The 26,393-nt window shown below is 56.8% G+C and carries 10 protein-coding genes; 7 read left to right on the top strand and 3 right to left on the bottom strand.

The window, feature by feature from the left end; all coding sequences use genetic code 11:
- Window positions 1–429 precede the first annotated feature (429 nt).
- From GT019_RS03800 to GT019_RS03790, 3 genes are all read left to right on the top strand, one after another.
- Window positions 430–4,215: a S8 family serine peptidase gene (locus GT019_RS03800; RefSeq protein WP_161741329.1), complete on the top strand. Its 3,786-nt coding sequence runs from the start codon at window positions 430–432 to the stop codon at window positions 4,213–4,215.
- 77 nt (window positions 4,216–4,292) lie between these two features.
- Window positions 4,293–8,540: a S8 family serine peptidase gene (locus GT019_RS32245; protein ID WP_161741327.1), complete on the top strand. Its 4,248-nt coding sequence runs from the start codon at window positions 4,293–4,295 to the stop codon at window positions 8,538–8,540.
- A 116-nt stretch (window positions 8,541–8,656) separates the two neighbouring features.
- The gene (locus tag GT019_RS03790) at window positions 8,657–12,388 is read left to right on the top strand and encodes a S8 family serine peptidase (protein ID WP_161741325.1); all 3,732 of its coding nucleotides are present in this window, start codon (window positions 8,657–8,659) and stop codon (window positions 12,386–12,388) included.
- Between the two features lie 198 nt (window positions 12,389–12,586).
- On the opposite strand, the gene GT019_RS03785 is transcribed toward GT019_RS03790, so the two are convergent.
- Both GT019_RS03785 and GT019_RS03780 read right to left on the bottom strand, forming a co-directional pair.
- Window positions 12,587–16,801 carry a S8 family serine peptidase gene (locus GT019_RS03785; protein ID WP_161741323.1) on the bottom strand — a complete coding sequence of 1,405 codons (4,215 nt, stop codon included), beginning with the start codon at window positions 16,799–16,801 and terminating at the stop codon, window positions 12,587–12,589.
- A 56-nt stretch (window positions 16,802–16,857) separates the two neighbouring features.
- Window positions 16,858–20,079 (bottom strand): S8 family serine peptidase, encoded by a 3,222-nt coding sequence (locus GT019_RS03780; RefSeq protein ID WP_407945059.1) that lies wholly within the window; start codon window positions 20,077–20,079, stop codon window positions 16,858–16,860.
- A 993-nt stretch (window positions 20,080–21,072) separates the two neighbouring features.
- On the opposite strand from GT019_RS03780, the gene GT019_RS03775 reads away from it, so the two are divergent.
- The gene (locus GT019_RS03775; RefSeq protein ID WP_161741318.1) at window positions 21,073–21,963 is read left to right on the top strand and encodes a LysR family transcriptional regulator; all 891 of its coding nucleotides are present in this window, start codon (window positions 21,073–21,075) and stop codon (window positions 21,961–21,963) included.
- A 72-nt stretch (window positions 21,964–22,035) separates the two neighbouring features.
- A complete protein-coding gene (locus tag GT019_RS03770) occupies window positions 22,036–22,587 on the top strand; it encodes a TetR/AcrR family transcriptional regulator (RefSeq protein ID WP_161741316.1) in 552 nt (183 codons plus the stop codon).
- 57 nt (window positions 22,588–22,644) lie between these two features.
- On the opposite strand, the gene GT019_RS03765 is transcribed toward GT019_RS03770, so the two are convergent.
- On the bottom strand, window positions 22,645–23,328 hold the full coding sequence (locus tag GT019_RS03765; protein ID WP_161741314.1) for a TetR/AcrR family transcriptional regulator: 684 nt from the start codon (window positions 23,326–23,328) through the stop codon (window positions 22,645–22,647).
- Window positions 23,329–23,672: 344 nt separating this feature from the next.
- Here GT019_RS03765 and GT019_RS03760 point away from each other — a divergent pair, with 344 nt between their 5' ends.
- Both GT019_RS03760 and GT019_RS03755 read left to right on the top strand, forming a co-directional pair.
- A complete protein-coding gene (locus GT019_RS03760; RefSeq protein ID WP_161741312.1) occupies window positions 23,673–25,379 on the top strand; it encodes an ABC transporter substrate-binding protein in 1,707 nt (568 codons plus the stop codon).
- A gap of 16 nt (window positions 25,380–25,395) precedes the next feature.
- A complete protein-coding gene (locus GT019_RS03755) occupies window positions 25,396–26,382 on the top strand; it encodes an ABC transporter permease (protein WP_161741309.1) in 987 nt (328 codons plus the stop codon).
- The last annotated feature ends 11 nt before the right edge of the window (window positions 26,383–26,393 follow it).

Below are 26,393 nucleotides of genomic sequence, written 5' to 3'. Positions count from 1 at the left end.
TTAAATAATTAATGTAAGTAAACGTGACTTATAATCTATTTTTTATAAATTTTTTTATGCGATTCATAAAATAATAAATGGATTGACGCTTTTCATATGAAATATATATAATTCTTTCGGTATTTGGAATATTTAACATGTCACTATAGTTGACACAAAAGGGGATCCGTTTGTTGTTATTGCTCGTTTTTTTCGGAGCGCAATCAGCAACCAAGGTATCATCCAAGGCTCGGAGGTGGTTGGATTACAAATAAAAGCCGAAGCGGGCTCTCGTAGATTCGGGGGGATCTAGTGATTGCTTATTGGACGGTTTGTCGACTTTGTTCGGCAAGACCTTAAAGGGCAAGCATTCCCGCATCTCTCACTCGCGCGATCTGGATTCACGACAGCCTATGCTGTCATACAACACGCATTGAAGGAGCGAAGGATTTGAAAAGAATAGCAGCGATACGATCTATCGCGATGTTGCTGTCCGCGTCTATGGCGATGGGCCTCTTCCCTATTATGCTGCATGCGGACACGGCACCGTCCGCGACCTCGCAATCCGCGGGACCGATTACTCAAGGCCAAGCTTCGCGCCTTAGCTTGCCGGAGATGCCCGCGAGCCAGCGGATTATCGTCAAATACAAGGCTGGCGCCGACCGCGCCAGCGTCCGCGCGGCATCCGCGGAAGTCCGAATCGATCCGCTCTCTAAGTTCGGCATGGAGGTGCTGGACCTGGCGCCCGGCGCGAATGTCGCCGGCGTAGTCGCAAGCCTTAACGCGAATCCGGACGTGCTCTACGCCGAACCGGACGTAAAGATTCGCAAGCACGTCTCCTTGAAGCCGAAGCCAAGCGACGCTTCGCCGGGCGCGAACGCCGTCGATCCGGCAAGCGGCCCGAGCGCAGAGCCGCCTGCGGCGCCGCTTTCGTCCGCGGCTCCGGGGCCGGCGTCGCAAGCGAAGTCGCCCGCAACGCCAGCTCTGCCGAAGGATGCGCCGGAGGCGGCCCTCTCGGCTGTTATCCCGTCTTATCCGAACGATCCGCTATTCCCCACCCAATGGGCCTTGCACGACGATGGTCAGCTCATTGACGGTTCGTACGGCGGTTATAACGTCGACATCGACGCGCCGGAAGCATGGAGCATCACGAAAGGAACGCCCGATACGGTCGTCGCGATCCTGGATACGGGCGTGGACGTCGAGCATCCCGACCTCGCCGCCAACATCTGGACCAACCCCGGCGAGATTCCCGGCAACGGCGTCGACGACGACGGCAACGGCTTTGTCGACGACGTGCAGGGCTGGAACTTCTACGGCAACGACAACGCGCCGTATAACATCTACGACGACGATTTCTACGGCACGGAGATCGCCGGATTGATCGCGGCGTCCGGCGATAACGGCACCGGCATTTCCGGCGTAGCCCCCGGCGTCAAAATCATGCCGCTCAAAGTCATGGGACTGGACGGCGGCTATGTCTCGGACGTCCTGCACGCGATCGATTACGCCGAACGAATGGGCGCGCAAATCGCGAACCTCAGCTGGTCGACAGAAACGTACAGCCATGCGCTCAAGGATGCGATCGACGCCTCGGACATGCTCTTCGTGGCGAACGCGGGCGAGGAACAAGTAAACATCAACAAGGACGATTTTCCTGAATATCCGGCGGCCTATGACAGCGCCAATGTGTTGTCGGTCGCCGGTCTTGATATGTTTGGCGGCTTCAACAACGCCTATGGCTTCAAATCGGTCGATCTCGCTGCGCCTAGCGCCAAAGTCATGACGACCCTTCCTACGCGAAATCCAGGCGTCGGCGCCGAAATCGATACCGGCACTTACAAAGCGATCTATAATCAGATGGGCTTCGAGGCGATGTGGACCGGGGATGCTTCGGAAATCGAAAACCACAGGGACGGCTTTAAACGCGCGTTGAATTATCTAGGCAAGGAGGACGGAAGCCCGTCGACCATCCTGTTGGTCGACGATGAAGATGTTTCCGAGCAAGCGCAGGAAAGCGTGCTTTGGAAGTATAAAAGCCATCTGGACGCGGCAGGGGCTGCGTACGATCTCGTCAAGGTACCGCAAGGCGCCGTCGGCCCTTCGCTCGAAACAATGAAGTCCTACGACATCGTCATCTGGTTCACCGGCTACTTCGGTTACGGTTCCCCGCAGAACGGCCCGCCTATCGCGCTTCGCAACGGGGACCAGGCAAATTTAACGGCATACTTGAACGGCGGCGGCCGTCTGATGTTGTCCGGGAACGGGGCGCTGGTCAATATCGAAACCAGCGATTTCGTAAGGAATATGCTGCACTTGGATTTCGTGCGGTACGACTCTTTCCGGGGCAGCGGGGACAGGAGCCGCTGGGAGGTTGCTGAAGGGCAGAGAGGAACAATCTACGAAGGACAGCGCTACGATATTTCGGCGGTTGTGTACGCCGACTACAAGTCCAACGACGACAATGCGTCCCATATCAATTTGGCGGTTCCGATGGTTGATTACGATTATGACTACGGCTCTTACATGGCGCCTGCTTATGTGTCCGGCGTAGCCGCGCTCGTGCTTAGCCAGGATAAGTCGCTGGACGCGAAGTCGGTCAAGGAACGGCTTATCTTATCCGGCAAGCATCTCGAAACGCTCTGGTATCAAGACAGCGAGGAGTATATGAACAACGGCCGCATCGTCGACGCGCTGCGGGCGGTCAACGACGACGACGTTCCCGGCAAGTCGTTGAAGCCGCTGCAGACGGATTCGCTCGATCAGGCCGATATTCAGGACATCTACTACGTGCACCTGAACGCAGGCGATAAGCTGGATCTATCGCTTGCGGGGCAAGCCGGGTCCAACTTCATGCTTGCGCTTTATAATGCCGAGCTGAAGTCGATCACCGATTGGGACGCGCAAGACAAAGTGCTTGGAACGGCCATGGCGACCGGCGGCACGCCGGCAACGATTGCCTATCAAGCCGACAAGACCGGCGATTATTACGTGGCCGTCCTCTTCTTAGGCAGTTCTGGTGCCTACACGCTCGGCATGAACGCCGATCGCGCGCATACGACGGGGACGTACGAGGATACCGACAGCGCGTTCGCGTTCGATGGTTCGTGGACCGAGCATGCGGATGCCGGCTACTCCGGGGGCACGATCAAAACTCTCGACGCAGCGGGCCGCGCGAAGTTCGCGTTCACCGGCAGCAAGATCGAACTGACGGCGCTCAAGGACGATACGATGGGGATCGCGGATATTTACGTGGATGGCGTTAAGGCGGCTTCGCCTTCCTTGTTCAGCAAGACGCCGCAAACCAAACAGACGGTGTTCGAACAATCACTGCAGTACGGCTACCATACGATCGAAGTGGTATGGACGGGCAAAGCCGATCCGGCGGCGAAGCGGACGGTGCATGCCATAAACGTCGACACGATTGTCGTCGGCGACAGCGACACGTTCACGAATGTCGCGGAAGAGTCGGATACCGCATTTAACTTTAAAGGTGCGTGGTCGTTGCAGACGAATGCGAATTATTCCGGCGGACAAGCGCAGGCCACAAGCAGCTCCGGCGCCTACGCGGAATTTACGTTCTCGGGCACGAACGCGGTGCTGAAAGCCGCGACGACGCCAAGCAGCGGCAAAGTGACGGTGATCGTCGACGACGAGCTCGCATCGGCGAAGACGATCGATCTGTACAGCGAGGTATCGCGTTACCAGGTATCGGTCTTCAATACGGGTGAATTGGCATTCGGTCCGCACACGCTCCGAATCGTGAATGCGCATGCGAAGAATGACAAGTCCAGCGGCTACGCAACGAACGTCGATGCCGTTGTCTATTTGAAGCCGGCCGGCGAAAGCCTGAAAGTCTATCAGGACATGAGTCCGTTCGTGAAGTATACGGGCGTCTGGACGCTCCATTTGTCCGCTAAGAATTCCGGCGGCAGCGCGAAATATTCGGATGCCGCAGGCAATTCCGCGAAGCTTGCCTTCCAGGGCACGAAGGTCGCGTTGTTGTCCCAGACCGGTCCGAATCGGGGCATGGTCGATATATATATCGACGGCCAGCTCGTCAACGCGCATCCGATCGATCTGTACAGCGCGACGTACAAATCCAAGGTGAACGTGTTCGAATCCTCGGCGTTGCCAAGCGGAAGCCACGAGGTGAAGGTCGTGAACGCAGGGGAGAAGAACGAGCAATCCTCCGGGCAAGTGATTGCGATCGACGCTTTCTACGTCTTTAAGTAGATGGGTGCCGCGATAGGCCGACTGCGGTCCTGCTCTTGAACTTGTCTATCATTTATGCAGAAATGGGGAACTGAAACTTGAAAAACGCACTCTTGAAAAAAATGGCCCTTTTCACTGCCGCCGCAGCGCTGCTGTCGAACGTGCCTTCGCCTGCCATGGCCGAAGGCCGCGACGCGGCCGCCAACGTGAAGAGCGAGCTGCCGACTATCGATTATAACCAGCTGAAGGAAGCGCTCGCCCAGGCGAAAGCGTCAAACCTATCGACGCCGATCCTCTCTCCGAACCTCAATACCAAATCAACCGGCAATGTAAATGTTATCGTCCGGTTCAGCGAGGATCCGGTCGCGGTCGGACGCTATGCGGCGCAATCGCGCCGGCAAGCTTTCTCCGCGCAGACGGCTGTTCAAGCCATTCAGCAGGAACAAGCGAGCTTCGTCAGCGCATCGAAAGCGAAAGGCGTCTCGCTGAAGGTGAACCGCAAGTTCAACATGGTGCTGAACGGGATGGAAATCACGGTGCGCGCGGACCAGCTTCCGACGCTGGCGAAGCTTCCGGGCGTCGTCGGCATCAGCGAAAACTTGACGTATTATCCGCTTGCCGCTGACGGCGGCGCGGCCGTCGCCGCCGGTCCGACGTTCGATGAAGGGCCGCTCAAGCAAATCGGCGTCGACAAAGCGTGGGCGGAAGGCTATACGGGCAAAGGCATGAAGGTGGCCGTCTTGGATACGGGCGTTGATTACTATCATCCGGATTTGAACATCGCGGGCGGATACGATACGTTCTACCAGGACGATGATCCATACGAAGAGCCGCCGCTCACGCCGGCGCAAGATCCGCTAGGTCTCGGTTTCGAAGGCACGCTGCATGGCACGCACGTCTCGGGGACAATTGCGGGACGCGCGCGCAACGGAAGGGCGGCGCAGGTTCAGAAGGGCGTTGCTTATGAAGCGGATCTGTACGTATACAAGGTTCTCGGCCGACTTGATAATGGAGCGGTAGCCGGATCCTCCGCAACGATCATTGACGGCCTCGAGCGCGCGGTCGAAGCCGGCGTAGATGTCATTAACATGTCGCTCGGCGCGGACTCGAACAAGAATCCCAATTCGCCGGATTCGATCGCCGTCAACAATGCGGTGCTTGCCGGCGTCACCGTCGTCGTCGCGAACGGCAACGCCGCGACGAATGGTCCTTATTATTATTCGATGGGCACTCCGGCTGCGGCGCAGCTCGCCTTCTCCGTCGGCGCGGCTACAAGCCCGAGCGACATTCCGATCTACAGCGCGAACGTCGCGCATCAAATCCCGGGTCAAGCCCCTTCAGCAGCGAAGCCGCTGAAGCTCGCCGAATGGAAAACGGGTGATGAGAACTTCGAAGCCAAATTCGGTCACGATCCGATCGAAGCCGTGTACGTCGGCCTTGGCAAGGATGCCGACTACAATAACGTGAACGTGACGGGCAAGATTGCGTTCGTATCGCGCGGCGAACTCACGTTCGTCGATAAAATCGCCAACGCGAAGAAACACGGCGCGCTCGCCATTATCATGTTCAACGGCAACGCGAAGATCGTCGGCGGCGTGACGGTTCCCGATCTGACCGAGGACCAGGCTGGACGCAACGGCTTGATCGGCCTTGATTCGGGCCCAGGCGCGGATAATATTCCAACGTTCGACATGTCCGGCGTTGAAGGCCGGGCGATCGCACGGCAGTTGACGGCCGCCGGAGGCAACGCGCTCAGCTTCACGTTCGAAACCATTAACAAGCTAAAAAACGAAGGCGATCAAATGGCGGATTTCAGCTCGCGCGGTCCGAACTCGGACGGCAATTACAGCATTAAGCCGGACCTTGTCGCACCGGGTGTCAATATCTATTCCACTTATCCTATGTACGGCAAGTTCAACCCTGATGCGGATTACAGCCAGGCTTATATACGCGAATCGGGCACGAGCATGGCGACGCCTCACGTCGCGGGCCTCGCGCTGCTCGTGAAGGAAGCGCACCGGGATTGGAGTCCGCTCGATATCCGTGCCGCTCTTGACAATACGTCGGAGAGCATTCGCGACGAATCGGGAACGCGCTATGACGCGTATTCCCAAGGCGCGGGCCGGGCGAACGTAGCAAATGCGATCGCGACGCCTGCGCTGCTAAAATCGATGGATCCCATTACGATCTTCGACCGCGTCATGAACGTGACCCATATGGCGAGCGAGGCGGGCAGCGTCAGCTTCGGCATGGTCGACGCCGGCTCGCAGGCGATATCGAAACCGCTGGAGCTCGAGAATAAATCGGAGGAAGCGCTGACTTATCAAGCACATGTGGAGATGCACCCGCAGGTCACGTCGGATCCCGATCCGCTTCGTGCCGTGCCGACGCCAGACGTATCCAAAGTCAATATGACGTTGGAAGGGGTAAGCGAAGCCGGTATGCTGACGGTCGCTCCTGACGGCAAGGTGGACTTCTCGCTGAAGGCCGAAGCGCAAGCAGATGCTGCCGATGGCGTCTATGAAGGGGAAGTGGTGCTGGAAAGCGAAGGCGTGCCGACACTTCACCTGCCGTTCGTCATTCACGTCGGCGAAGAATCCGACCCGACGGAATGGGGCGTGTCGGACATGCAGACATCGGATGCCGTTGTCGCGCCCGACCATGCGATCGATGTAACGGCAAAGCTGAACGCGAAGGATATACAGCAAGTGCTCCTCGTTGCCCTGCCGTTTGACCCAAACGGATCGGAATGCCTCGTGTCCGCCATGTATGATGAGGAACTGTCGACGATCCCGACTGGACCGATTAAGTTCGAGCAGATCGACGGCAGCTGCTTGGGTTTCCCTGAGATCGACGATGAAGGCAATTATAATCTCGAGCAGTTGGATGGGATGTACGAGCTTGCAATTATTGCGCAGCATGTCGATAAAGTGACGGGCAAAGTAGATGTCAATAACGCGCACTTCGCTTATTCAACCGTGAAGTTTAGTAAATCGAATGTCGGAGATCCGGGCGATGGCGATCCGGGCGATGGCGATCCGGGCGATGGCGATCCGGGCGATGGCGATCCGGGCACAGGCGGTCCTGGCGGAGGTCCTGGCGGAGGTCCTGGCGGCACCGACGCACCTCCGGCAAGCGTCATTGCGCCGACGGTCGTTGAGGCAGGCCAGACAGCCGTAACCGCGAAGGCGGATTCCGCGCTTCAAGGCGATCGCCTTATTGCGACCGTGACGGATGATGAGCTGAAGCAGGCGCTTGCGGGATCGAAGGATGCACCGGCGGCCATTACGGTAAGTGCGGCGGACAAGACGGCGGCTGGTGCCGAGCTTCAACTGACGCCGGCTCAGGTCGGCCTGCTTCGCAAAGCACCGGCTCATAGTTCGATCGTCTTTACATGGAATGACACGTCCTCCGTCGCCTTCCCGCTGTCGGCACTCGGCGGCGCCTCCGAAGGAGAGGCATTGACGATTCACATCTCGAAGAACGCGGATGCCAAGGCGACGTTCCAAGCCGCATATCCGGAAGCCGACCTTCTCGGGGATGCTTACGCGTTCGAAGCGGAATTCGTTCTGAACGGCAAATCGATGCCGGTATCGTTCAAGCCGGATCAGTCATTCAAGCGTTCCTTCGTGATCGCGCAGGGCACGGACACTTCCGCGTCAGGCGTCTTGTATGAAGAAGACGGCAACGTCAGCCCCGTAGCCGCGACGTTTACAACCGCGGGCGGCACGACGATCGCGACGATCGACCGTCCGGGCTTGTCGACCTATATGGCGGCCAAACGCCATGTTGCGTTTACCGATATCGGCAAGTCTTGGGCTAAAGAAGATATTCAATCGTTGGCAGATATGTTCTTGCTTAACGGCACGACGGCAGGCAAATTCGAGCCGAAGGCAAACGTTACGCGTGCGCAATTCGCGTCCATGCTCGTCCGCGGACTTGGCCTACAGAAGACAACGGAGCCGGCTCCGTTCGCCGACGTGCATGCGAAAGACTGGTTTGCGCAGGACGTTGCCTCTGCATACGCGGCAGGTTTAGTCGAAGGCGCGAACGGTAAATTCAATCCGAACGCCTCGATCAGCCGTCAAGATCTGACGGTCATGCTGGCCAGAGCGGCCGAGCTTCTCGAGCTGAAGAAGCCGTCCGGCACGCATAAGCCTTACGCGGATGCGGCGCAGATCAGCGCGTACGCGCAATCCAGCGTTCAGACGGCAAGCGACCTCGGCCTGATGGAGGGATATGCGACGAAGGACGGCATCGCGTTCGATCCGCGCGGCGCGACAAGCCGCGAAGCGGTGGCGAAGGTGCTTCACGGTTTGCTGGCAGCCGCCGGTTTGATTCACTAATCGTTCGAAACAGCGCGGAAGCATGGGGAGTGAAGGGAAGCTGCGCGTCGGCTTCCCTTGCTCACCTCGATGGTTGCATGGTGCAATACTATCTGTGAAAGAAGGAGCCCAAAACGTTGAAAAGACATAGAAGCAAACAAACGCTAACCGCGGCACTTTCATTGGCGATGGCGTTCGGGTTGACGATGACGAGCTTCGCGGCGGATGCAGGAGCGGCGGACGGTCAGGAATCGGTCAAGCAAACAACCACGGATCAAGCGAGAAAAAGCCAATGGCCAGCGGTCGTTTCGGCGTCCGATGAAGCGGACGACTTGGCGGCGGACGCCGGCTTGGAACCGCAGCCGGCGTATTCGCTTCCGGCGACCGAGCAGGATAAGTTTCTCGCAAGTCTCCGGAAACAGCAGGTAACGACGACGGATGAGGAACGAAGCCGCATTATCGTAAAATTCAAACAAGGCGCTGGCGGTGCGGCATATCGCTCGGCGTCCGCGGCGATCGCGGCCGCCGAAGCGCTACCGGGCACGGACCTGACGGTGCTGGAGACGAAGACCGCCGACGCAAGCAGCGTGTTGTCCGAGCTTAAGAGCGATCCGAACGTAGAATACGCGGAGCCCGACGTCAAGGTACGGATGGCATCCGTGCCGAACGATCCGTTGTTCCCCAATCAATGGGGACTTCACAACGTGGGCCAGATCATCGACGGGCCGGTCAAAGGCTTGCCTGGCTTTGATATCAACGCGTTGAAAGCTTGGGAGATCAGCAAGGGCGGCAGCGATGTCGTCGTCGCGGTGCTGGATACGGGCGTGGATATCTCCCATCCCGACCTGAAGGCCAACATTTGGCGGAATGCAGGGGAAATTCCTGACAACGGCATCGACGATGACGGGGATGGGTTCGCGGACGACGTGAACGGTTGGGATTTCTACAATAACGACCGAACCGTCTTCGATGCGAGCCAAGGTGATTATCACGGCACGGCCGTGGCAGGCGTGATCGCCGCATCGGCGAATAACGGCATCGGGATTTCCGGCGTGGCGCGCAACGTGAAAGTGTTGCCGCTGAAGGTGCTCGGACCGGATGGAACCGGCTACGCGTCCGACGTCATTCGCGCGATTCAATATGCGGATCGCGCTGGAGCCCGCATCGCGAATCTGAGCTGGACGACGGATACGTACAGCAGGGCACTCAAGGATGCAATCGAAGCGTCCCCGATGCTCTTCGCCGTCTCCGCCGGCAATGAGGTGAAGGACGATAACACGTTGACTTCGCCGAAGAACCTGGATCTATTCCCTGAATACCCGGCATCGTACGGCAGCCCGAATCTCGTGAGCGTCGCTTCCGTAGCCGCGGACGGGTCTTTCGCCTACTTCAGCAATTACGGTCCGAAGACGGTCGACTTGGCTGCCCCGGGCTTCGCGGTGCTCAGCACGTCTCCGACCCGGAATATCGGACTCGGGGCACAGATTGATAACGGAACGTTTAAGGCGATTTATAACGTTTTTGGATTTGAGAATCTGCCGTCGGACGAACAACGGCGGGCGGCTTTCAACGACGCCATGGGTTTTCTAGGCAGCGATGGCGGAGAGAAGCCTTCCGTGCTACTCGTGCAGGATGACATGCATGACATCGGCAATCCGGATGCGCTATCCGTTTACGCCGATCTGATGGATGATGCCGGATACACGTACGAAGTGAAGACGGTGCCGACGGGAGCGAGCGGCCCGGTGCTCGACGAGTTGACCGGCTACGATGTCGTGATCTGGTTTACGGGCTTTGGCAATTCGTCCTTCACGGAGAGAGATGCCGATACCATGACCGCTTATTTAAACGGCGGCGGTCGACTGCTATTGACAGGTCCGGGTACCTTGTACCAATTGGCGAATACATCGTTCATGCGCGATACGCTGCATCTCGACTTCGTTCGTTTCGAGAATCCCGACAACGAAAGCTGGAGCTTCGCATCCGGCGTTGCCGGCACGATCTATGACGGCGTGAAGTATGATCTGACGGATCAAGGCATCTATAGCGATGTCGAAACGAACGACCCGGCTATCGCTCGGATCAATCTTGAAATTCCGGTGGACGATTATAACAAAAGCTATGGCACATCTATCTCCGCTCCATTTGCTGCGGGGGTCGCGGCACTGCTGCTCGGCCAAGATCCATCTCAAGACGCGGGAACGATCAAGGCGCGCCTTAAGCTCAGCGGCAAACCGCTCAACTCGTTGAATGGCAAGACTTCGAACGGCAAAATGCTCGATGCCTTCGGCGCATTGTCCGACGACGAGCTGCCGGGTAAGCCAATTAAAGACGGGAAGCTGACAGGCGCAATGGATATAGGCGAGAATCCGGACGACGTTTATTTCGTCCATCTGCTTGCGGGCGATACGCTGTCGCTGAAGCTGAACGGCAGCGCGGGATCGGACTTCGACCTATACATGTATGATTCTTCTGCGAATACAGTTCAATCCAGCGCGGGGATGGTCGCCCATTCCGAGACAGAGGGCAGTTCGGCGGAATCCATTGTCTACGTGGCCTCGGAAGCCGGCTACTATTATGTTGACGTACATGCATTCGCAGGAGCAGGGACATATGAGCTGACCGCCTCCAGCGATCGTACGACGACGCACGGCGAAGGTAAGTATGAGGATAACGAACCTGCCCTGAAATTTACCGGCAACTGGACGCTGGCGTCCGATGCAGGTTATTCGAAAGGAACGCTTAAACGACTGGATGCCGATGGCAGCGTGAGCTTCGCGTTCAACGGCAGCGAAGTTACTTGGCTCGGATTGAAAGACGCGGATCAAGGCATCGCGGACGTTTATATCGACGGAGTGAAAGTTGCTTCGCCGTCCTTGTACAATAAGTGGAAGCAACTGAACCAAGTGATCTGGAAGCACACCGTGTCGAAAGGTGCGCACACGCTTACGATCAAGTGGACGGGAAATAAAGACCCGTTATCGCATGGCACATCCATAAATATCGACGCCATTCAAGTGGCGGCATCGTCAGAAGGGTATACGGTTCAGCTAGAAGAGAACGATTTGAATTTCACCTACAAGGGCATTTGGACGCGGCTTTCAGGCACGCAGTTCTCGAACGGTCACGCGATGGGGACAAACGCCGATGGCTCCGAAGCCGTGCTGTCCTTCACCGGAACGCGAGCTGTGCTGTTGTCAAACCGCCTGGTCGGCGTTAATCCGAAAATTGTCGTAACCGTCGACGATCGCCCCGAGACGGAAGTCGTTATCGATTTGAATGAGGATCAGCAAGGCCAGGATTCCTATCAGGTCCCCGTTTTCGATACGGGCAAGCTGCCGAACGGGAAACATACCATACGGATCATTTATGTCAATGAGGTTGCTTCCATTGGGCAAAGTAAGTCCGTCGTCGATGCGCTGATCGTGACGAAGGCGACCAAGGAAGAAGCGGCCAATACCAATACGACATCCATTGAAGACACGAACTTTGCCGTCAAATTCAATGGCGCGTGGAGTTTGAATCTGTCGCCCCGCAACAGCGGCAAAAGCGCGAAGTACTCCAACCAAAAGGGGAACTCGGCGGAAGTAACGGTACGAGGCGCCCAAATCATCGTGATGGGGACCAAAGGACCGGATCGGGGGAAAGCGGACATTTACGTCGACGGCAAGCTGGTGACGCCGGATCATATCGATCTGTACAGTCCGTCCTACAAATACCAGTCTCGCTTGTTCGAATTGACGAATTTGAACGATAAGCAGCATACGATCCGAATCGTTAACGTTGGCGATAAAAACCCGAAATCTACGGGCTACTACATTTCCTTCGACGCGGTGAAGGTCATCGGAGATCAATTTGAAATCGATTAATCATGTGTTTCATTAGTGGAAGAAAGGTAACCTTGACCTTGGACGGCCCCGTGCCATTCAAGGTTTTTGTTTTTGGCTGGGGATCTTGCGAGGACACCTGTTCAGCAGCGCGATCGGAGCATAAAAAAGATGACTCCCGTTCAGTACGGGAATCATCTTTTCGGTGCGGCCCAGCTCTTTATCGGTTTGTTCTAACGGTTAATTGATGCGCTTCGCGGCCTGCAGCAGCTGATACAGCACTTTGGCGGCCGCCTCGCGCGTCGTTGCTTCGGCAGGGGAGAAGAAGCGGCCGCCATGCGCGGCAATGCCGTTCATCAGGCCGGCTTCGGTGACGGCCCCAATGTCTTCGATCGCATAAGCGCCGAACGACCGCGCATCGTCATAGGCGATGCCGCTGCTTGCCGCCGGCTTGACGCCCAGCAGCTTGAGCGCGCGATTCAGCATGACGGCCAAGTCTTGGCGGCTTATGGCCGCATTCGGCAGGAAGCGTCCGTGATCGCCGGTTACCAATCCGGCCGCTTGCGCCGCGGCAACCTCGCCGGCGAACCAATCGGTCCCTTTCACGTCCGAGAACGGAGCTGCTTCATGCGCTGCATTCAGACCGAGCGCCCGGACCAGCATGGATGCAAATTCGGCTCGCGTCACATTGCGCTTCGGCGCGAACGTGGCGGAATCAACGCCGTTCATCAAGAAATCGGCGGCGAGTTTCCGGATCTCGTCCTTCGCCCACGAAGTTCCGATATCCGAGAACGCGACGTTACGCTTAGCCGCTGCATAGGTCGAGAAGCCGGGACGCGCCACGGTTACGACCGTGCCGCCGTCCTTGCCTGCTTTGAACGTCGCTGGCGCCGGACGAACGATGCCGTTATCCTCATACAAGGCGCCTGCGTTCGCGGCTTGGAGGTCTCCTTCGATGAGGAAAGCGCGCGTCACCGTGTCTTTGATCGAGATCGGAAGCGGCGTCTCGCGGTCGTCCTTCACGCAGCCCGCTTCGAAGGCGATCGGCGTTCCGATGACGTTGGCATCCGGATAGGCCGTCTCGAAGCGCTTGACGCTGTCTTCGTTCTTCTTGATTCGGATGACAAGGCTAGCGCCATCCTCGAGACTGCCTAGCGCGGATAACGGGAGCGCGACGGATGCGCCGTTCCAGGCAAGCACGACCGAGCTGCCCGTTGGCGCGGACTTCAACCGCTGCGCCTGGGCCGGCGTGAAGCGAAGCTCGGCTTCATCGGCTTCCGCGGTCGAGGCGTCGACGACGAATGCCGCCGATTGCTTCAAGCCGTCAAGCGCTTGGTCCAGAGCGGCATCGTCGACGGTCGCCGTCAGAACGCCGGCTGCCATGCTTGTTTTCGCATCCAGCGCAATCGTCTTCTGATCGGCCGCGATGACGGACGCCGTTACGTCCGCGTCGCTCTTCGTCGGCGTAGGCGCAGGGTTCGACGTTTGCGGCGTTCCGGAACCCGGCTGCTCCCCGTTGCCGCCGCCCGGATTCCCGTTGCCGGGGTCTCCGTCTCCAGGCTGCTCGCCGCCGGTGTAGTTGTGGTCTACGTTGATCGTAATATTCGCGAATTGCTGATCGAAGACAAAACGATTGAGCGCATAAGCCGCATAAGCCGACAATACATATTGCCCGTCCGGAAGCGAAGGCAGGTCGAAGCTGCCGTTAGCGCCGCTCTGCTCGGGCGACAGATAGCTTCCGTTAAAGTCTTCGATGACATATTCGCCTTTCGGCACAAATTGCACAAAGCCGTTCTCGTTGCTGCTCCAGTTCCCGAGCAGCCCGTAATAATTCCCGTTATTGTCCAGCAGGGCGAGCTGCAGGATGTTATAACCGCCGTTGAAGTGCAGGGTAATATCGATCGGCGATTGCGGCGATACAATCCGGTTCGTGAGGCTGAAGCTTATCGGGTGCTCGTTATCGACCGGCTTCTTCCCGATATAGAAGACGAACGGCAGGTGCAGAGACGGGATGCCGTTGCTTTCCAGCACTACGGTCCCTTCATACACGCCGGGCTTGGCGCCGGGCTTCGCTTCGACGGACAGGCCGAAGGTACGGGCCGTTCCCGCGCCGAGCGCGAGTTTGCCGCCCGCATCCAGCCCGGTCAGCTTGACCGCGACGTCGTCCCAGTCCGGGGTCGTCACGTGACCGGGCGTATTCGTGAATGCCTCGTGCAGTTCTGTCTTAGCAACGTACGTCACCGGTTTGTCGGTCACGCTCTTTAATTGCAGCGTGCTTGCGGCTTCGGCGTCGCCGGCAGGATCGATGACGCCGAATGCGACGCTGCTTGCTTCGCTTGGAAGCTTGACCGGTTTCATGTCCTTGTCCAAGATCGTAATCTCGTCCAGCGATTTCAATAAAGCGGCCGAATGAAGGGCATTTTCCACATCGGCGCGCCCTGCGCCTTGCGAATACGCATCGTAGAGCGTGCCGTCTTCATTCTTCAATGGATCGGACGTATTGGCGAGCGCCGCCCGGATGTCGGAGGGCGTCCAATCGGGGTATTTCTCTTTCAACAGCAGCGCCAGGCCGGCGACGTGCGGCGTCGCCATGCTCGTACCGCTATAACGGGCGTATGCCGCGGCGTAATCGGCCTGCGGATTGATCAAGCCGTATGCGGGAACCGAAGACCGGATGCGATGGCCCGGCGCGACGATGTCCGGTTTGATTCCGAAGTTGTCGGTTTGGTTCGGCCCGCGCGAGCTGAATTCCGCGATCGTATCGCCGTCCAGGGAGACGCTCGCGAAGGGCTTGTCGAATGTCAGCGTAACCGGTTTATCGGGCTGCTTCAGCATGGCGCGAACCAAGGCGCGGCCTTCTTTGCCTGCCATGTCGAAAGTGGGAATAAATTCGGAATATTGCCCCAGGAAGCCCATGTAACCGATAGGGCCGTCCCTGCCAGGAATGGATTCCGACAGATTGACCTCAGTGGGCAGATTAGGCGAATCTCGCAATGCGTTGGTCGTGCCGTTGAAGATGACGACCGCTTTGGCGCCGTTTCTCTTCGCAAAAGCGATTTGAGAATCGAACGACAGAGGCCGGCTGCTGTGAACTCTGGAGATGATGACGATCTTGCCCGCCACGTCTTTCTCTTCGTAATCGTTTTCGCTGCCAGAGCCAAGATAAACGGCTTGAATGGGATCCGAGCCGAGGAGGCCGGCAAAATCCGTGCCCGGCGCCCAGGCCATTGCGCGAAGCGTGTAATCTTGGCCTGTCAGGGAGCTTGAAGCGGCCGTCTCGTACGTGTCGATCCGGCTGGTGGCGGCGCCGACCGTAATGCCGAGTTCCGCCGTCGACGGGGAGCCGAGCGAATAATAGTAAGGCGCGTCCATGGCTGCGTTGCCCGCCGCGATGACGGGCACGACGCCGGCGAGCGCCGCGTTGTTGATGGCGACCGCTTCCGCGGAATAAGGATCCTTCGTCGCATCGTCGCCCAAGGACAGATTAATGACGTCCATGCCGTCTTTGACGGCATGCTCGATGCCGTCGACGATCATGGAGGTGGTACCGGTGCTGAACCTTCCGCCCAATACTTTATACACGTATAAGTCCGATTCGTAAGCGACGCCTTTCTGCAGCGCCTTTCCATTCGCGTTCACGGCGCGTCCCGCGATCGTCCCGGATACGTGAGTGCCGTGGGTCGAGCCGGGGTTATCCTCGATCTCCGAGGGGACATCTTCGTAAGGATCGTCGTCGTTGTAGTAGGAATCGTGGCCGCCTTTGAATGCGCCTTTCAGATCGGGATGCACATAATCGACGCCGGTATCGATGACGCCCACCTTCAGTCCTTTGCCGGTGAGGCCTTCCGCCCAAGCCTTATCGACGCCCAATTGCTTCAGGGGATCCATGTCGATTCGCGGGTCCTCCGCTTGCGCGTCGTAGGATAAATCCGGCTTGGCCGTATAGGTTCGATTCCGATAGATCGCCCTTACGCCGGGAAGCTTTGCCAGCTGGGCGATCCGGTTGCCGGGCAGCGTAATGGCCATCCCGTTCAGCACTTGGCTGTACCGATAGCCGACATCCATCGATATGCCGCTGGTTTTGGCGGATTTCATGAAAGCGGCCTGCTCGTTCTGCACCGCTTTCGCGGTCGATTCGGCAGCCAGCGTTTTATACCCCTTGCTTGCGGCGTACTTGCCGACGGCGGCGGGCTGGGCGCTTAATTGAACGATGACGCTGACGGGTTTCGAGGAGGAGGTGTCGATCCCGCGCGCGATAATGGGATTGTCCGTGGGCTTCAACGCATCGGCGAAGGTCTCGAACAGATTCAAATCCGAACCCGCCATGACGGCGGCCGGAAGCGGGCCGTTCGTCGGGACCCCGCCGGCAGCCGCATAGGAAGGCTGGAACAGGGCGGCCCCTAGGACGGCCGTGCTGACAATGATGGAAGATACCTTAGCGAATGTCTTATGCATGTTCTTCAAATCCGGGTTCCCCATTTCTTGATTAAAAGTGTCTGTTCTCGCATGAATTAGTTGATCTCGAAGGCATCGATCGAGACGGCATAGCCGGAAGAGCCCGGATTCTTCGTTCCGCTGTTCACGACGCGAACGGTATGCGTGCCGTCGGCTAGCGCGTCTGATTCGAAGACGACGGTTCCCTGCTGCCGGACCGTTCGATAAAAGTCCACCGTTTTCGTCAATTGCCCGTCGAGGTAGATATTCGCGATGCCGCGCTTGTCGCCGACAGGGGCAAGGAGACGGACTTTGGTACCCGTGAAGGTGATTTCGGCGAAATCGTCTTTCTTAAGGGAAGTCGTGACGGAGTGGCCCGAGTATACGGTGCTGAAGCTCGTCATCCATGTGCCCTCGTACCGCACTTGGGAGGTATCGGCATCTTGGACGAGATGTTTGACGACGAACGCATCGACGTTCACGAAGGCGGGGTCGCCCTTCCTGGCTCTTGGATCGGTCTTGCCCGTCCATTCGACTCGTATCGTATGCTTGTCATAGGAGACAGCTTTCTTGAACAGCGTTTGCCGCGTCGACTCGGATGTATCGTACAAGGAAACGGATGAAGCAATCTTGCCGTCGATGTAGACATCGGCGATGCCTTGCTGCGGGTTCTTCGCGCCTATCCATTCGATGTAGCTGCCCTCGAAGGTAAATTCGACATGGCCCGGAGCATCGATGCGTTTCGCGCTTCCGCTCGACAGCGCTTCGTCCGATACCGTCTCCCAATCGCCGGCGAACGTCAATTCATCGGCATCTTCCTCGTAAGTGCCGTTCGCGTTGGCGTGCTGCAGGCGCAACGTGAATCCGCCCGTGCCCGCGAATGCATAGACGTTCAAGTAATAGGTGCCGGTTTGCTTAACTAGATAAGAGAAGCCTTCGCCGGACGTTCCCGGGTGTTCGGAAGCGGCGACGATGCCGGTTTTGCCATGGACGGTAACGGCAGAAGGCGAGTACAGGTACAGGTCGAAGTCCGTGCCCGCGTCGCCGGTCAGCTCCGCTTGGATGGTCTCGCCTGCGTTTAGTTCGACCGCGTACACCCGATCCGAATCAGACGTTTCGTCAAGCCGCTCGCTCACTTCCGAAGCCTCGAGCGGGGTACCGGGGATATCCTTGTCGGAGATGGCGCGATATGCGTCGAGCATTTTGCCGGATATCGTCGCACCCGCCAAGGTGCTTACCTTCTTCCCGCTGTTCATCAGTCGTTGAATCGTCATCTTGGCGTCATAGCTCGGATTTTGGCCAAGCACCAAAGCGGCCGTACCCGCGGCGTACGCGACGGCTGGGGCGCCGTAGGAGTCATAAAAGTAGTTGTAGTCGGGCATATCGATCAGAAGATTGCCGCGGGCGGAAGAATCCCGTGGAGCGACGAAGTCGCTATTCGACGTAATCGGCAGCGGAACGGATTGTCCGGCGTATATCGTCCCGTCGTTCCCGATCAAATTGTAGTTGTCTATATTAACGATTTGGGAGAGTTGGTTGATATCGTACAGATAGTCAAGATGCAGCACGTCCGTCAGGAATGGGGACGTTTCGCTTCCGAAGAGCGCGTCTCTGCCCGTAAGGAGAAGCCGGCCGCCGGCCTGCAGATAGCTTGTTACATTCGCCTTGTCGGAGTCGGTCAGCACCGAAGGCGCGTTCGAATCCGGGAAGCTGTTCGCGTTGGCATAGCCCGTGAACCACACGACGGCGTCGTAATCCTGCATGGCTTCCAGGGCGGGGCCGTTTTCGTTTTTCGGTACGGACGCGACGTGGAAGGTTCCGCGCGCATCGTCGAGCGGAATCCCGTCGGTTTCATAACCGGCCGACAGCAGGAAACTCTTATACAGCGCCAGGAAGCTATGTTCCTCCTCGTTGCCGCCGATTGAATTGTCGTCCTGGACGAGCAGGATGGACGGTTTGTCGATGCCCTCGCCCAAGAAATCGAGCGCCTTGCGGAAGGTGTCGGTTTGGACCGACGAAGGCAAATTCTCGAAGCCGAGCCCGTTATAGATCGCTCTGTATGCGCCGGTGTCAATTTGGGCGCCGTATGCCGGATTTTCCGAAGGCAAGGTCGTCCATGTATCCGAGGCGGGAGCGGCCATCTGAACGGTCTTTTTGCCGTAGGCGGTCAGCAATTTGCCTTGTGCCTGAATGCCGCTGACGGTCAATACGTTCGGGAGCTTGTAGGAGGCCGGGTAGCTCGGGGATTGGTCCAGGTCCGAGAGATAAGATTCGCCTGGCTGTGCCACGAACAGCATATCGGAGTGCTGGAGCGCATCCAATATCGATTCGCTCGGTTCCCAGGACGTGAAGTCCAGCACCGCGACGTCGGCGCCCATCTGCTCGGCGTAGGCGATGCCCTCCAGGATTTGGGAGAATGTTCCGCTGCGTGTGGTCGACGAGAACGTCTTGATGGGAAGGATCTTCGCGTTCGGCGCAACGCCGGCAATCCCAATGGCATTGTTCGCGTTCGCTGCCACGGTGCCCGATATCACCGTTCCATGCATGGCCGGATCGTTCAAATCGTCGGGATTGTTGTCGTCATGATTGAAGTCCCATCCGTGGACGTCGTCGACATAGCCGTTGCCGTCGTCGTCGATGCCGTTGTTCGGGATTTCCTTGTCATTCGTCCAGATGCGGTTCGCCAGATCCGGATGATCGATATCCACGCCGTCGCTGATTACCGCGACGACGACCTCTTTCCCGCCGTCTTGCAGAAGCGACCAGGCCTCCGGCGCGTTGATGTCGATATCCGATGTGCTTGTTTCACTGTTGTCTATGGTATTGTGCAAGCCCCATTGCTGTGGGAAATAAGGATCATTCGGGATGAGAGGCTGAAGCGCGGCAGAATCGGCAGCCGGCTCGTTCGTCGGTGCGACGGACTGCGATGCCGGGGCCTCCGGTGCCGGGGAGCGATGCGATGCGACGGCACCGGAGGCATCCGGCTCGGACGTCACGACATGGTCGTCCGGCTCTGCGTACAGGACGTTGGGGTCGGATTTGAATTGCGCCAGAAGGGGCCCGATATCCATCCCATCCGGCACCTTGAGCACCTCGGCATTAAGACTTGGCAGCGTTCTCTCGAGCGTCAAACCAGAAGCCGAGGCATTCGCGGCCGGGATGGTTCCGGGTTTATATTTCACGATAATGCTGTCGGCTTTCGGAAGCGTAACTCCCGGCGGAGGATCGGCTTGCGGGAAAGGGCTGGGCGGAACTTCGATGGCCGGCTCTGCTTCGATTGCATTGCTTTCCGGCAGCATCGTCTTTCGGAGTTTCCCCGAGGATGCGGTTCCTTGCGCCGAAGCAACCTCGTGCATGGATGAATCGAAGGTTAATGGCAAGGTGTCGGTAAGTAAAACGGAAGTTAGCAATAACGATAAGTACATTGTCTTCTTCGCATGAAGCTTCAAGTCATGATCTCCTCCTGGATGAATAGTCCTGAGACTCGACTCGCATCGGGTGCGATATCATTCCGAATCGTATGTCAGGGTGCTGCGGATAAAATAGGCGCGGTGCTTCCGAATCTGCGCGATGAAGGCGGGTAGAACAATAATGCCTCGTCTGTTGGGAATAAACATGCTCCTTTCCTGGCCTATACGGGCACGACTGCTCGTTGAAACGACTCCCGATTTATAGATAGGTGTGGCAGTACCGGAACTATATGTTAGGAAATTTAACATTTTATGTCCGGAATTAGTGATAGTGTAAGGTCTATTGATAGGAACTACAAATAATGAAATGAAAGAAAGCGTATAAATAGATTTATATATCGCCGCAATCGTACGACAGTTGCTTTGCCGGCGAATCTGAAGTGAAGGCAAGGAGGAAAAGGGCGGCAGTTCCGGCCAAAGAAAGGGGTCTTGACGTTACCGAGACGTTCTGCAGCAAAGCGTCTCTGGGATGGGAATAAATAACATTTAAAGGAGGCAGTCTTCACGTTGAAGCTGGGAGCTTAAAATTGAGGCAATTTCTTGCGGAGGAATTTTCTGAAGCCGACGCTGCAGGGATAGCGCCCTGTGATGGAAATTAACATGCAAACGTATGAACCGCATGATAGTTTTCGAGAGCATGGCAGCGATTTGTTTAAATAAATAAATTTATACCAAACTCTTTATTTCATAATTTGTTGTGTGTGTGAGAATATCTTACACTTAAAAGGCGGGTTATCTCAGTTACGCAAGCGGGAAAGTCGGTTTCATTCGCGAAACCGAAACTTCATGTCGAACTTTCCATGACTAGTAGAAGGAGCAGCTATGGTCGATTTTGAATGGTACAGAAGCTTCATCGCCATTTATAAACACAATTCGGTTACCGAAGCCGCGAGGACCCGGATTATGACCCAGCCGGCGATGAGCCAGCATCTCGCTTCCTTGGAAGCCGAAGTGGGCGAACCGTTGTTCACCCGAACCACGCGAAAGCTGGTTCCGACCGAACGCGGCAAGCAGCTGTATTCTCATTTGGCGCCTCATATCGAGTCGTTAGAGGAAAAGACGATGGGGTTGAAGCTGCATTTGTCCCCGACGATGGAAATGATAAAAATCGGTTCAACGCAGGAGTTGTTCACGGAGCACATTATTTCTTACTTGTCGCGATTGGATCTGAATACGATTACCTATTTCGGCGATGCCGACCGATTGCTGGAGCTTCTGAAAGAGGATCGCGTAGACATCATTTTAACGACAAAAAAATTTATGACGCCCGGCATCGAATACGTCCGGCTTATGGAAGAACGCTTTGTCGTCGTGGCGCCAATCGGAACGAACGTGCCCGAATGCAAGACTTACAAGGAAAAGGAGCTTTGGCTTTCGGGGCAGCGATGGATAAGCTACGGACTTGACCTTCCCATCATTCGGCGATACTGGAGAGAGTTTTTCAAGACGAGGCCGACGATCAATCCGGTCCATGTCATTCCCAGCCTGCATTTGATCTTGATGGCGATCGCGGAAGGCGCGGGGGTGAGTTTGCTTCCGACCTATATGCTGAAGCATCACAAAGTAACGGAACCCGGATGGCGGGTCGTGTTCGAACAGATGAGCGTTCGCAATGAATTATTGATCGGATTCAAATCCAAGCATAAACACGTACTGGTCATCAACGATTTCATCAAACGCATCAACGAAGCGCAGATTGAGGGCGTCATCTAAAGCGAAAGGGAGAAGTGCAAGTCCTTCCGGGGGGCCGCGGCCCTCCAGGTCGAGATTTGACTTGCGAACGACATGGAAAACAGAAAATCGGAAATTATCAGCTTCGCGAAATCGCTTATTCAACAGAAGGGCTATGCCGCCTTTAGTTACGACGATATTTCCAAGCATTTCGGCATAACGAAAGCGAGCATCCATTATCATTTCGAAAAAAAGGAAGATTTGGGTCTCGCCGTGCTGAACCGGCTCCATCTGAGGCTGACCGAATTCTCGGCCAGCATCGCGACTTCCCGGGAGTCGTTAGAAAAGAAATTGGACCGGTTTTATCGGCTGCAATCCGAGAAATTCGCGGCGAACGAGATATGCCCGGTATCGGCGCTGCAGACCGATTTCGAACTGCTGCCGGAACGGATGCGGGTTAAAATGCAAGAGATCAGCCGTCTGGAGCTGACGGTCATGCAGGACATGATCACCGATGAAGCATCCGGCCGCGAAGCGGATTCGCGAGCGATGGCGTTGGTCGTATTGGCGGCCATCAAAGGATCGTTACAGTATGGGCGCGTCATTAACGAAGATATGCTGCCCGAAGTTATGAGCGGCATTTGTCAATCGATCATTAGACGATAAGGACATCGCGTATCGGCGAAAAGCTTGAGCATTCAAGCTTTTTTTTATGTCCCGATTTTACGGTCGCGCGGCCGGCGGCAGTCCGAATACGGACAACTCCGGCGTCGTGCGGACGAACTGCGACATGAAATGCATCAGATAGATCAAGATCTGCTCGGGATCGATGTCCCACTGCTTCTGAATGAGATGCCCCCTCGTCGCCATGCGCAGCATCATGCTGATCAAGGTGTTCTGAATCATCGTCTCCAGCAGGGTAGGATCGAATACCGCGTGCAGCGAGCCGTCACGAATGCCTTCTTCGATGGCGGCTTTGAACTTCTCGCCCCGGTCTTCCATGGAGTTCTTGTACCGCTTGCGCAGCTCCTCGGACGGAAAGGAGCTGCGGTAAAAATGATCGAAAAGCGCGATAAACCGCAGATGGTCGGGCTGCTCGCGATACAGCCGGAGCCAGCCGTTGATCATGAAGCCGAGTTTATCCGCGCCCGTCTTGCCGGCGTCGCCTTCCACCTCGAAGTACCGCGAGATCTCGTTCATGATTTTGATTTGAATTTCGAAGACGATCTCGTGAATGGAATTGAAATATTTATAGAGCGTAACCCTGCTGACCCCCGCCTTGGCCACGATATCGACCATCGTGATTTGCGCCATATCCTTCTCCAGAAAGATCTCCCTGGCCGCGTCCAAAATCTGATCGCGCCGTTTGCTGCGCAGTTCGTCCAATTCTTCTTCCCATGTTTTCAACGCGACCCAACCTCTCTTTTTGCCCATGCTGCGTACGTATGTCGAAATGCCTATTTCCGCGTGCCTATTTCATTCGCGGACCGGTCCGCCCGATCCTCTTGCGTCCTCCATTATACGACGAATCCCACGAGAAATGAACAGTGTATAAATAAGGGTTTACAAAGTGTTAAGCGGGTTGTATGATGAAACCGTTAGCGAATAACCGACTATTCTTATAGGAATTGATCTACCGGACATCCGGAGACACGATGCGAGCAATTGCCGCCAGCGGCAATCGATTTTGCGTTGTGTTTTTTTTGTCGGCCGGTTAAAGCGGATCATGATAAATGGAGGGTTACATGAACATGAGATCTCGACCAACGCCACTATCCAGAAAGAAAAGATTGCTCCCGCTAGGCATCGCCGCGCTGCTGTCCGTTGCGCTGCTCGCGGGCTGCGGCAATAACGCGGGCAATTCGCCGGCTGCTGGCAATTCGGCCGGAAACGCCGATACCGGCACGGCCTCGCCCGATAATCCGCCGAAAACGGAGAACGTTTCTTACCGGCTCGGCGACATCATCAATCCCGAGCAGGTCAACAATTTCAATCCGTTTTTGAAAACAGGGAACTATCGACCGCTGTTCGACTACGTGTACGATGCCTTGTTTTACTTCAATCCGGTCAAGGGCGAGCTGATCGACCGACTGGCGGCCGATGACGGAGCTTGGTCCGCGGACGGGAAGACGTTCACGGTAAAGCTCAATACGGCGGCCAAATGGCATGACGGGCAGCCCTTCACGGCCGACGACGTGGTCTATACGTTCCAAACGCTTAAAGATCATCCCGTCCTGGATTCCTATCAGCTGTGGAGCGACACTCGCCTGAGCAAAGTAACGGCGGTCGGCGCGGATACGGTCGCGTTCGCACTGAACGGCGCGTTCCCTTCCTTGCCCAACTACCTCTCTACGGTCTATATCGTGCCGAAGCACGTGTTCGAGAAAGAGAACCCGGAGACGTTCTTGAACAAGACGCCGGTCGGGACGGGAGCGTTCACGTTCAAAAGCATCAACGAAAGCGCCATACTGCTGGCGGCCAACGCGGATTACTTCCTCGGCGCGCCGAAGATCGGCGAATTGGTCCTGCAGCGATTCAAGGATTCGCCGGCCATCACGCTGTCGCTGCAGAAGGGCGAGATTCAAGGCACGACCGGAGCCTTGGCGATGCCGAGCCTGCCGAAGCTCCTGGAGAACAAGGACAACAAGCTGCAGCAGTTCCCGGGCTTGTCCACCTACGCGGTCATTATCAACAACGACAAACCGGGGCTGAAGGATCCGGCAGTGCGCAAAGCGATCCAGCAGGCGGTCAACCGTCAAGAGATCGTGGACAAAGGCGAGATGGGCGCCGCGACGCTCGGCAATCCGGGGTTCCTGTCGCAAGGGTTCGGCAGCTTGGTGGACGCGGACCTGGAGAAGGATCCTTCGCTGCAGTTCAGCATCGAGCAGGCGAACAAGACCTTGACGGATGCCGGCTACGAGAAGAACGGCAAAGGCGTCTACGAGAAAGACGGCGTGAAGCTGAGCTTCGTGTATTACATGGCGGCGAATGCCCCGGCGCAGAACAAGGAAGGCACGATGATAACCGGTTGGCTGAAGGAGGCCGGAATCGAGACGTCCATTAAACTCGTGACCTGGCCGGAATTGACGAGCTTGGCGATGGCGGGCAATTACGATCTGATTCAGAACGGCATTACCGTACCGCCGGATCCGCAGGCGGCGCTCGAAGTGTTCCATAGCAAAATGACGGCGCCGATCGGCCAGAATACGCCGGGCTTGAATTGGGAGCGATTCAAGGACGCCCAGGTCGATCAATGGCTCGACCAAGCCGCTTCGGCCGACGCCGTTCGGCGCGCGGAGCTGTACAAGAAAGTGCAGGACCGGGTCGCGGAGCTGGCGCCGATCGTCACGCTGTACAGCACGGGCAAGACGCCATACAGCGAGACGGCTTTTACCAACTACGATACGAGCGTTCCGGCGACGTCCGTCATCTCGCTTGCCAAGGTAACCAAGAAATAAAGAGGAGCTATTCCCGATGAAGATTCAATTGTCCTATGTGATCCGGAGAGTCGCGTTTGCGATCGCGACTCTCTTCGCGGCCATCGTGATGAACTTCCTGCTCCCGCGGCTCATCGGCGGAGATCCCGCGGAAATGATCGCCTCGCAGACGGCGCTCGGTTCGCCCGACGTCGCGAATGCGCTGCGCAAGCAGTTCGGGCTGGACGATCCGAGCCTCGTTCATCAGTTCGGCAGCTATATCGCGCAATTGCTTCACGGCAATCTCGGTATCTCGTATTTCAACTACCCGGTGCCGGTCAAGGACGTGCTGTGGAACGCCTTGCCCTGGACACTGGGGATCGTGCTCATCGCCACTTTGCTGAGCTATGCGGCCGGCTGGTTCATTGGCATCAAAGGCGCCTTGAAGCCCGGCTCCTGGTTCGATCATTCGGCGCTCGGCGTCAGCTTCTTCATTAATTCGGTCCCGTATTTCTGGGTCGGAATCATGCTCATTCTGATCTTTGCCTATAAGCTGGATTGGTTTCCCATGGGGCAGGCCATTCCGGTCGAATACGATTCGCTGGACAGCCTGCATAAGCTCGGCTCCATTGCCTATCATGCCGTGCTGCCGATCGCGTCGCTGGCTTTGGCCTCGATCGCGACGCATATCCTCGTCCTGCGCAATAATTTGATCCGCGTCCTATCGGAGGATTATATGGTGCTTGCCCGCGCCAAAGGCTTATCGGCCCGAAGGCGCGTGTTTCATTACGGGATCCGCAACGCGTTTCTTCCGTCGTTCACGGGTTTCATGCTTTCGCTCGGGCATGTCGTCGGCGGCGCGATCACGATGGAGATCGTCTTCTCCTATCCCGGAATCGGCATGCTGACCTACAACGCGATCCTGAATCACGATTACCCGCTGATTCAAGGCGCTTTCCTGGTCATCGCGGTATCCATCATCGCGGTCAACCTGCTGGCCGACCTGATTTACCCGTTGATCGATCCGCGCGTCAATCTGAACTAGGAGCTGATGAA

This window comes from Paenibacillus glycinis (assembly GCF_009909185.1).
Lineage (GTDB): Bacteria > Bacillota > Bacilli > Paenibacillales > Paenibacillaceae > Paenibacillus_Z > Paenibacillus_Z glycinis.
The sequence above is the reverse complement of the archived record's forward strand: the minus strand, read 5'-3'. Positions and strand labels throughout refer to the sequence as shown.

What these genes read in the sequence shown, in the direction of transcription:
- GT019_RS03785 (WP_161741323.1), bottom strand. Translation starts at nt 16,801, where the DNA reads ATGCATAAGACATTCGCTAAGGTATCTTCCATCATTGTCAGCACGGCC.
- GT019_RS03780 (WP_407945059.1), bottom strand. Translation starts at nt 20,079, where the DNA reads ATGCTGCCGGAAAGCAATGCAATCGAAGCAGAGCCGGCCATCGAAGTT.
- GT019_RS03775 (WP_161741318.1), top strand. Translation starts at nt 21,073, where the DNA reads ATGGTCGATTTTGAATGGTACAGAAGCTTCATCGCCATTTATAAACAC.
- GT019_RS03770 (WP_161741316.1), top strand. Translation starts at nt 22,036, where the DNA reads ATGGAAAACAGAAAATCGGAAATTATCAGCTTCGCGAAATCGCTTATT.
- GT019_RS03760 (WP_161741312.1), top strand. Translation starts at nt 23,673, where the DNA reads ATGAGATCTCGACCAACGCCACTATCCAGAAAGAAAAGATTGCTCCCG.
- GT019_RS03755 (WP_161741309.1), top strand. Translation starts at nt 25,396, where the DNA reads ATGAAGATTCAATTGTCCTATGTGATCCGGAGAGTCGCGTTTGCGATC.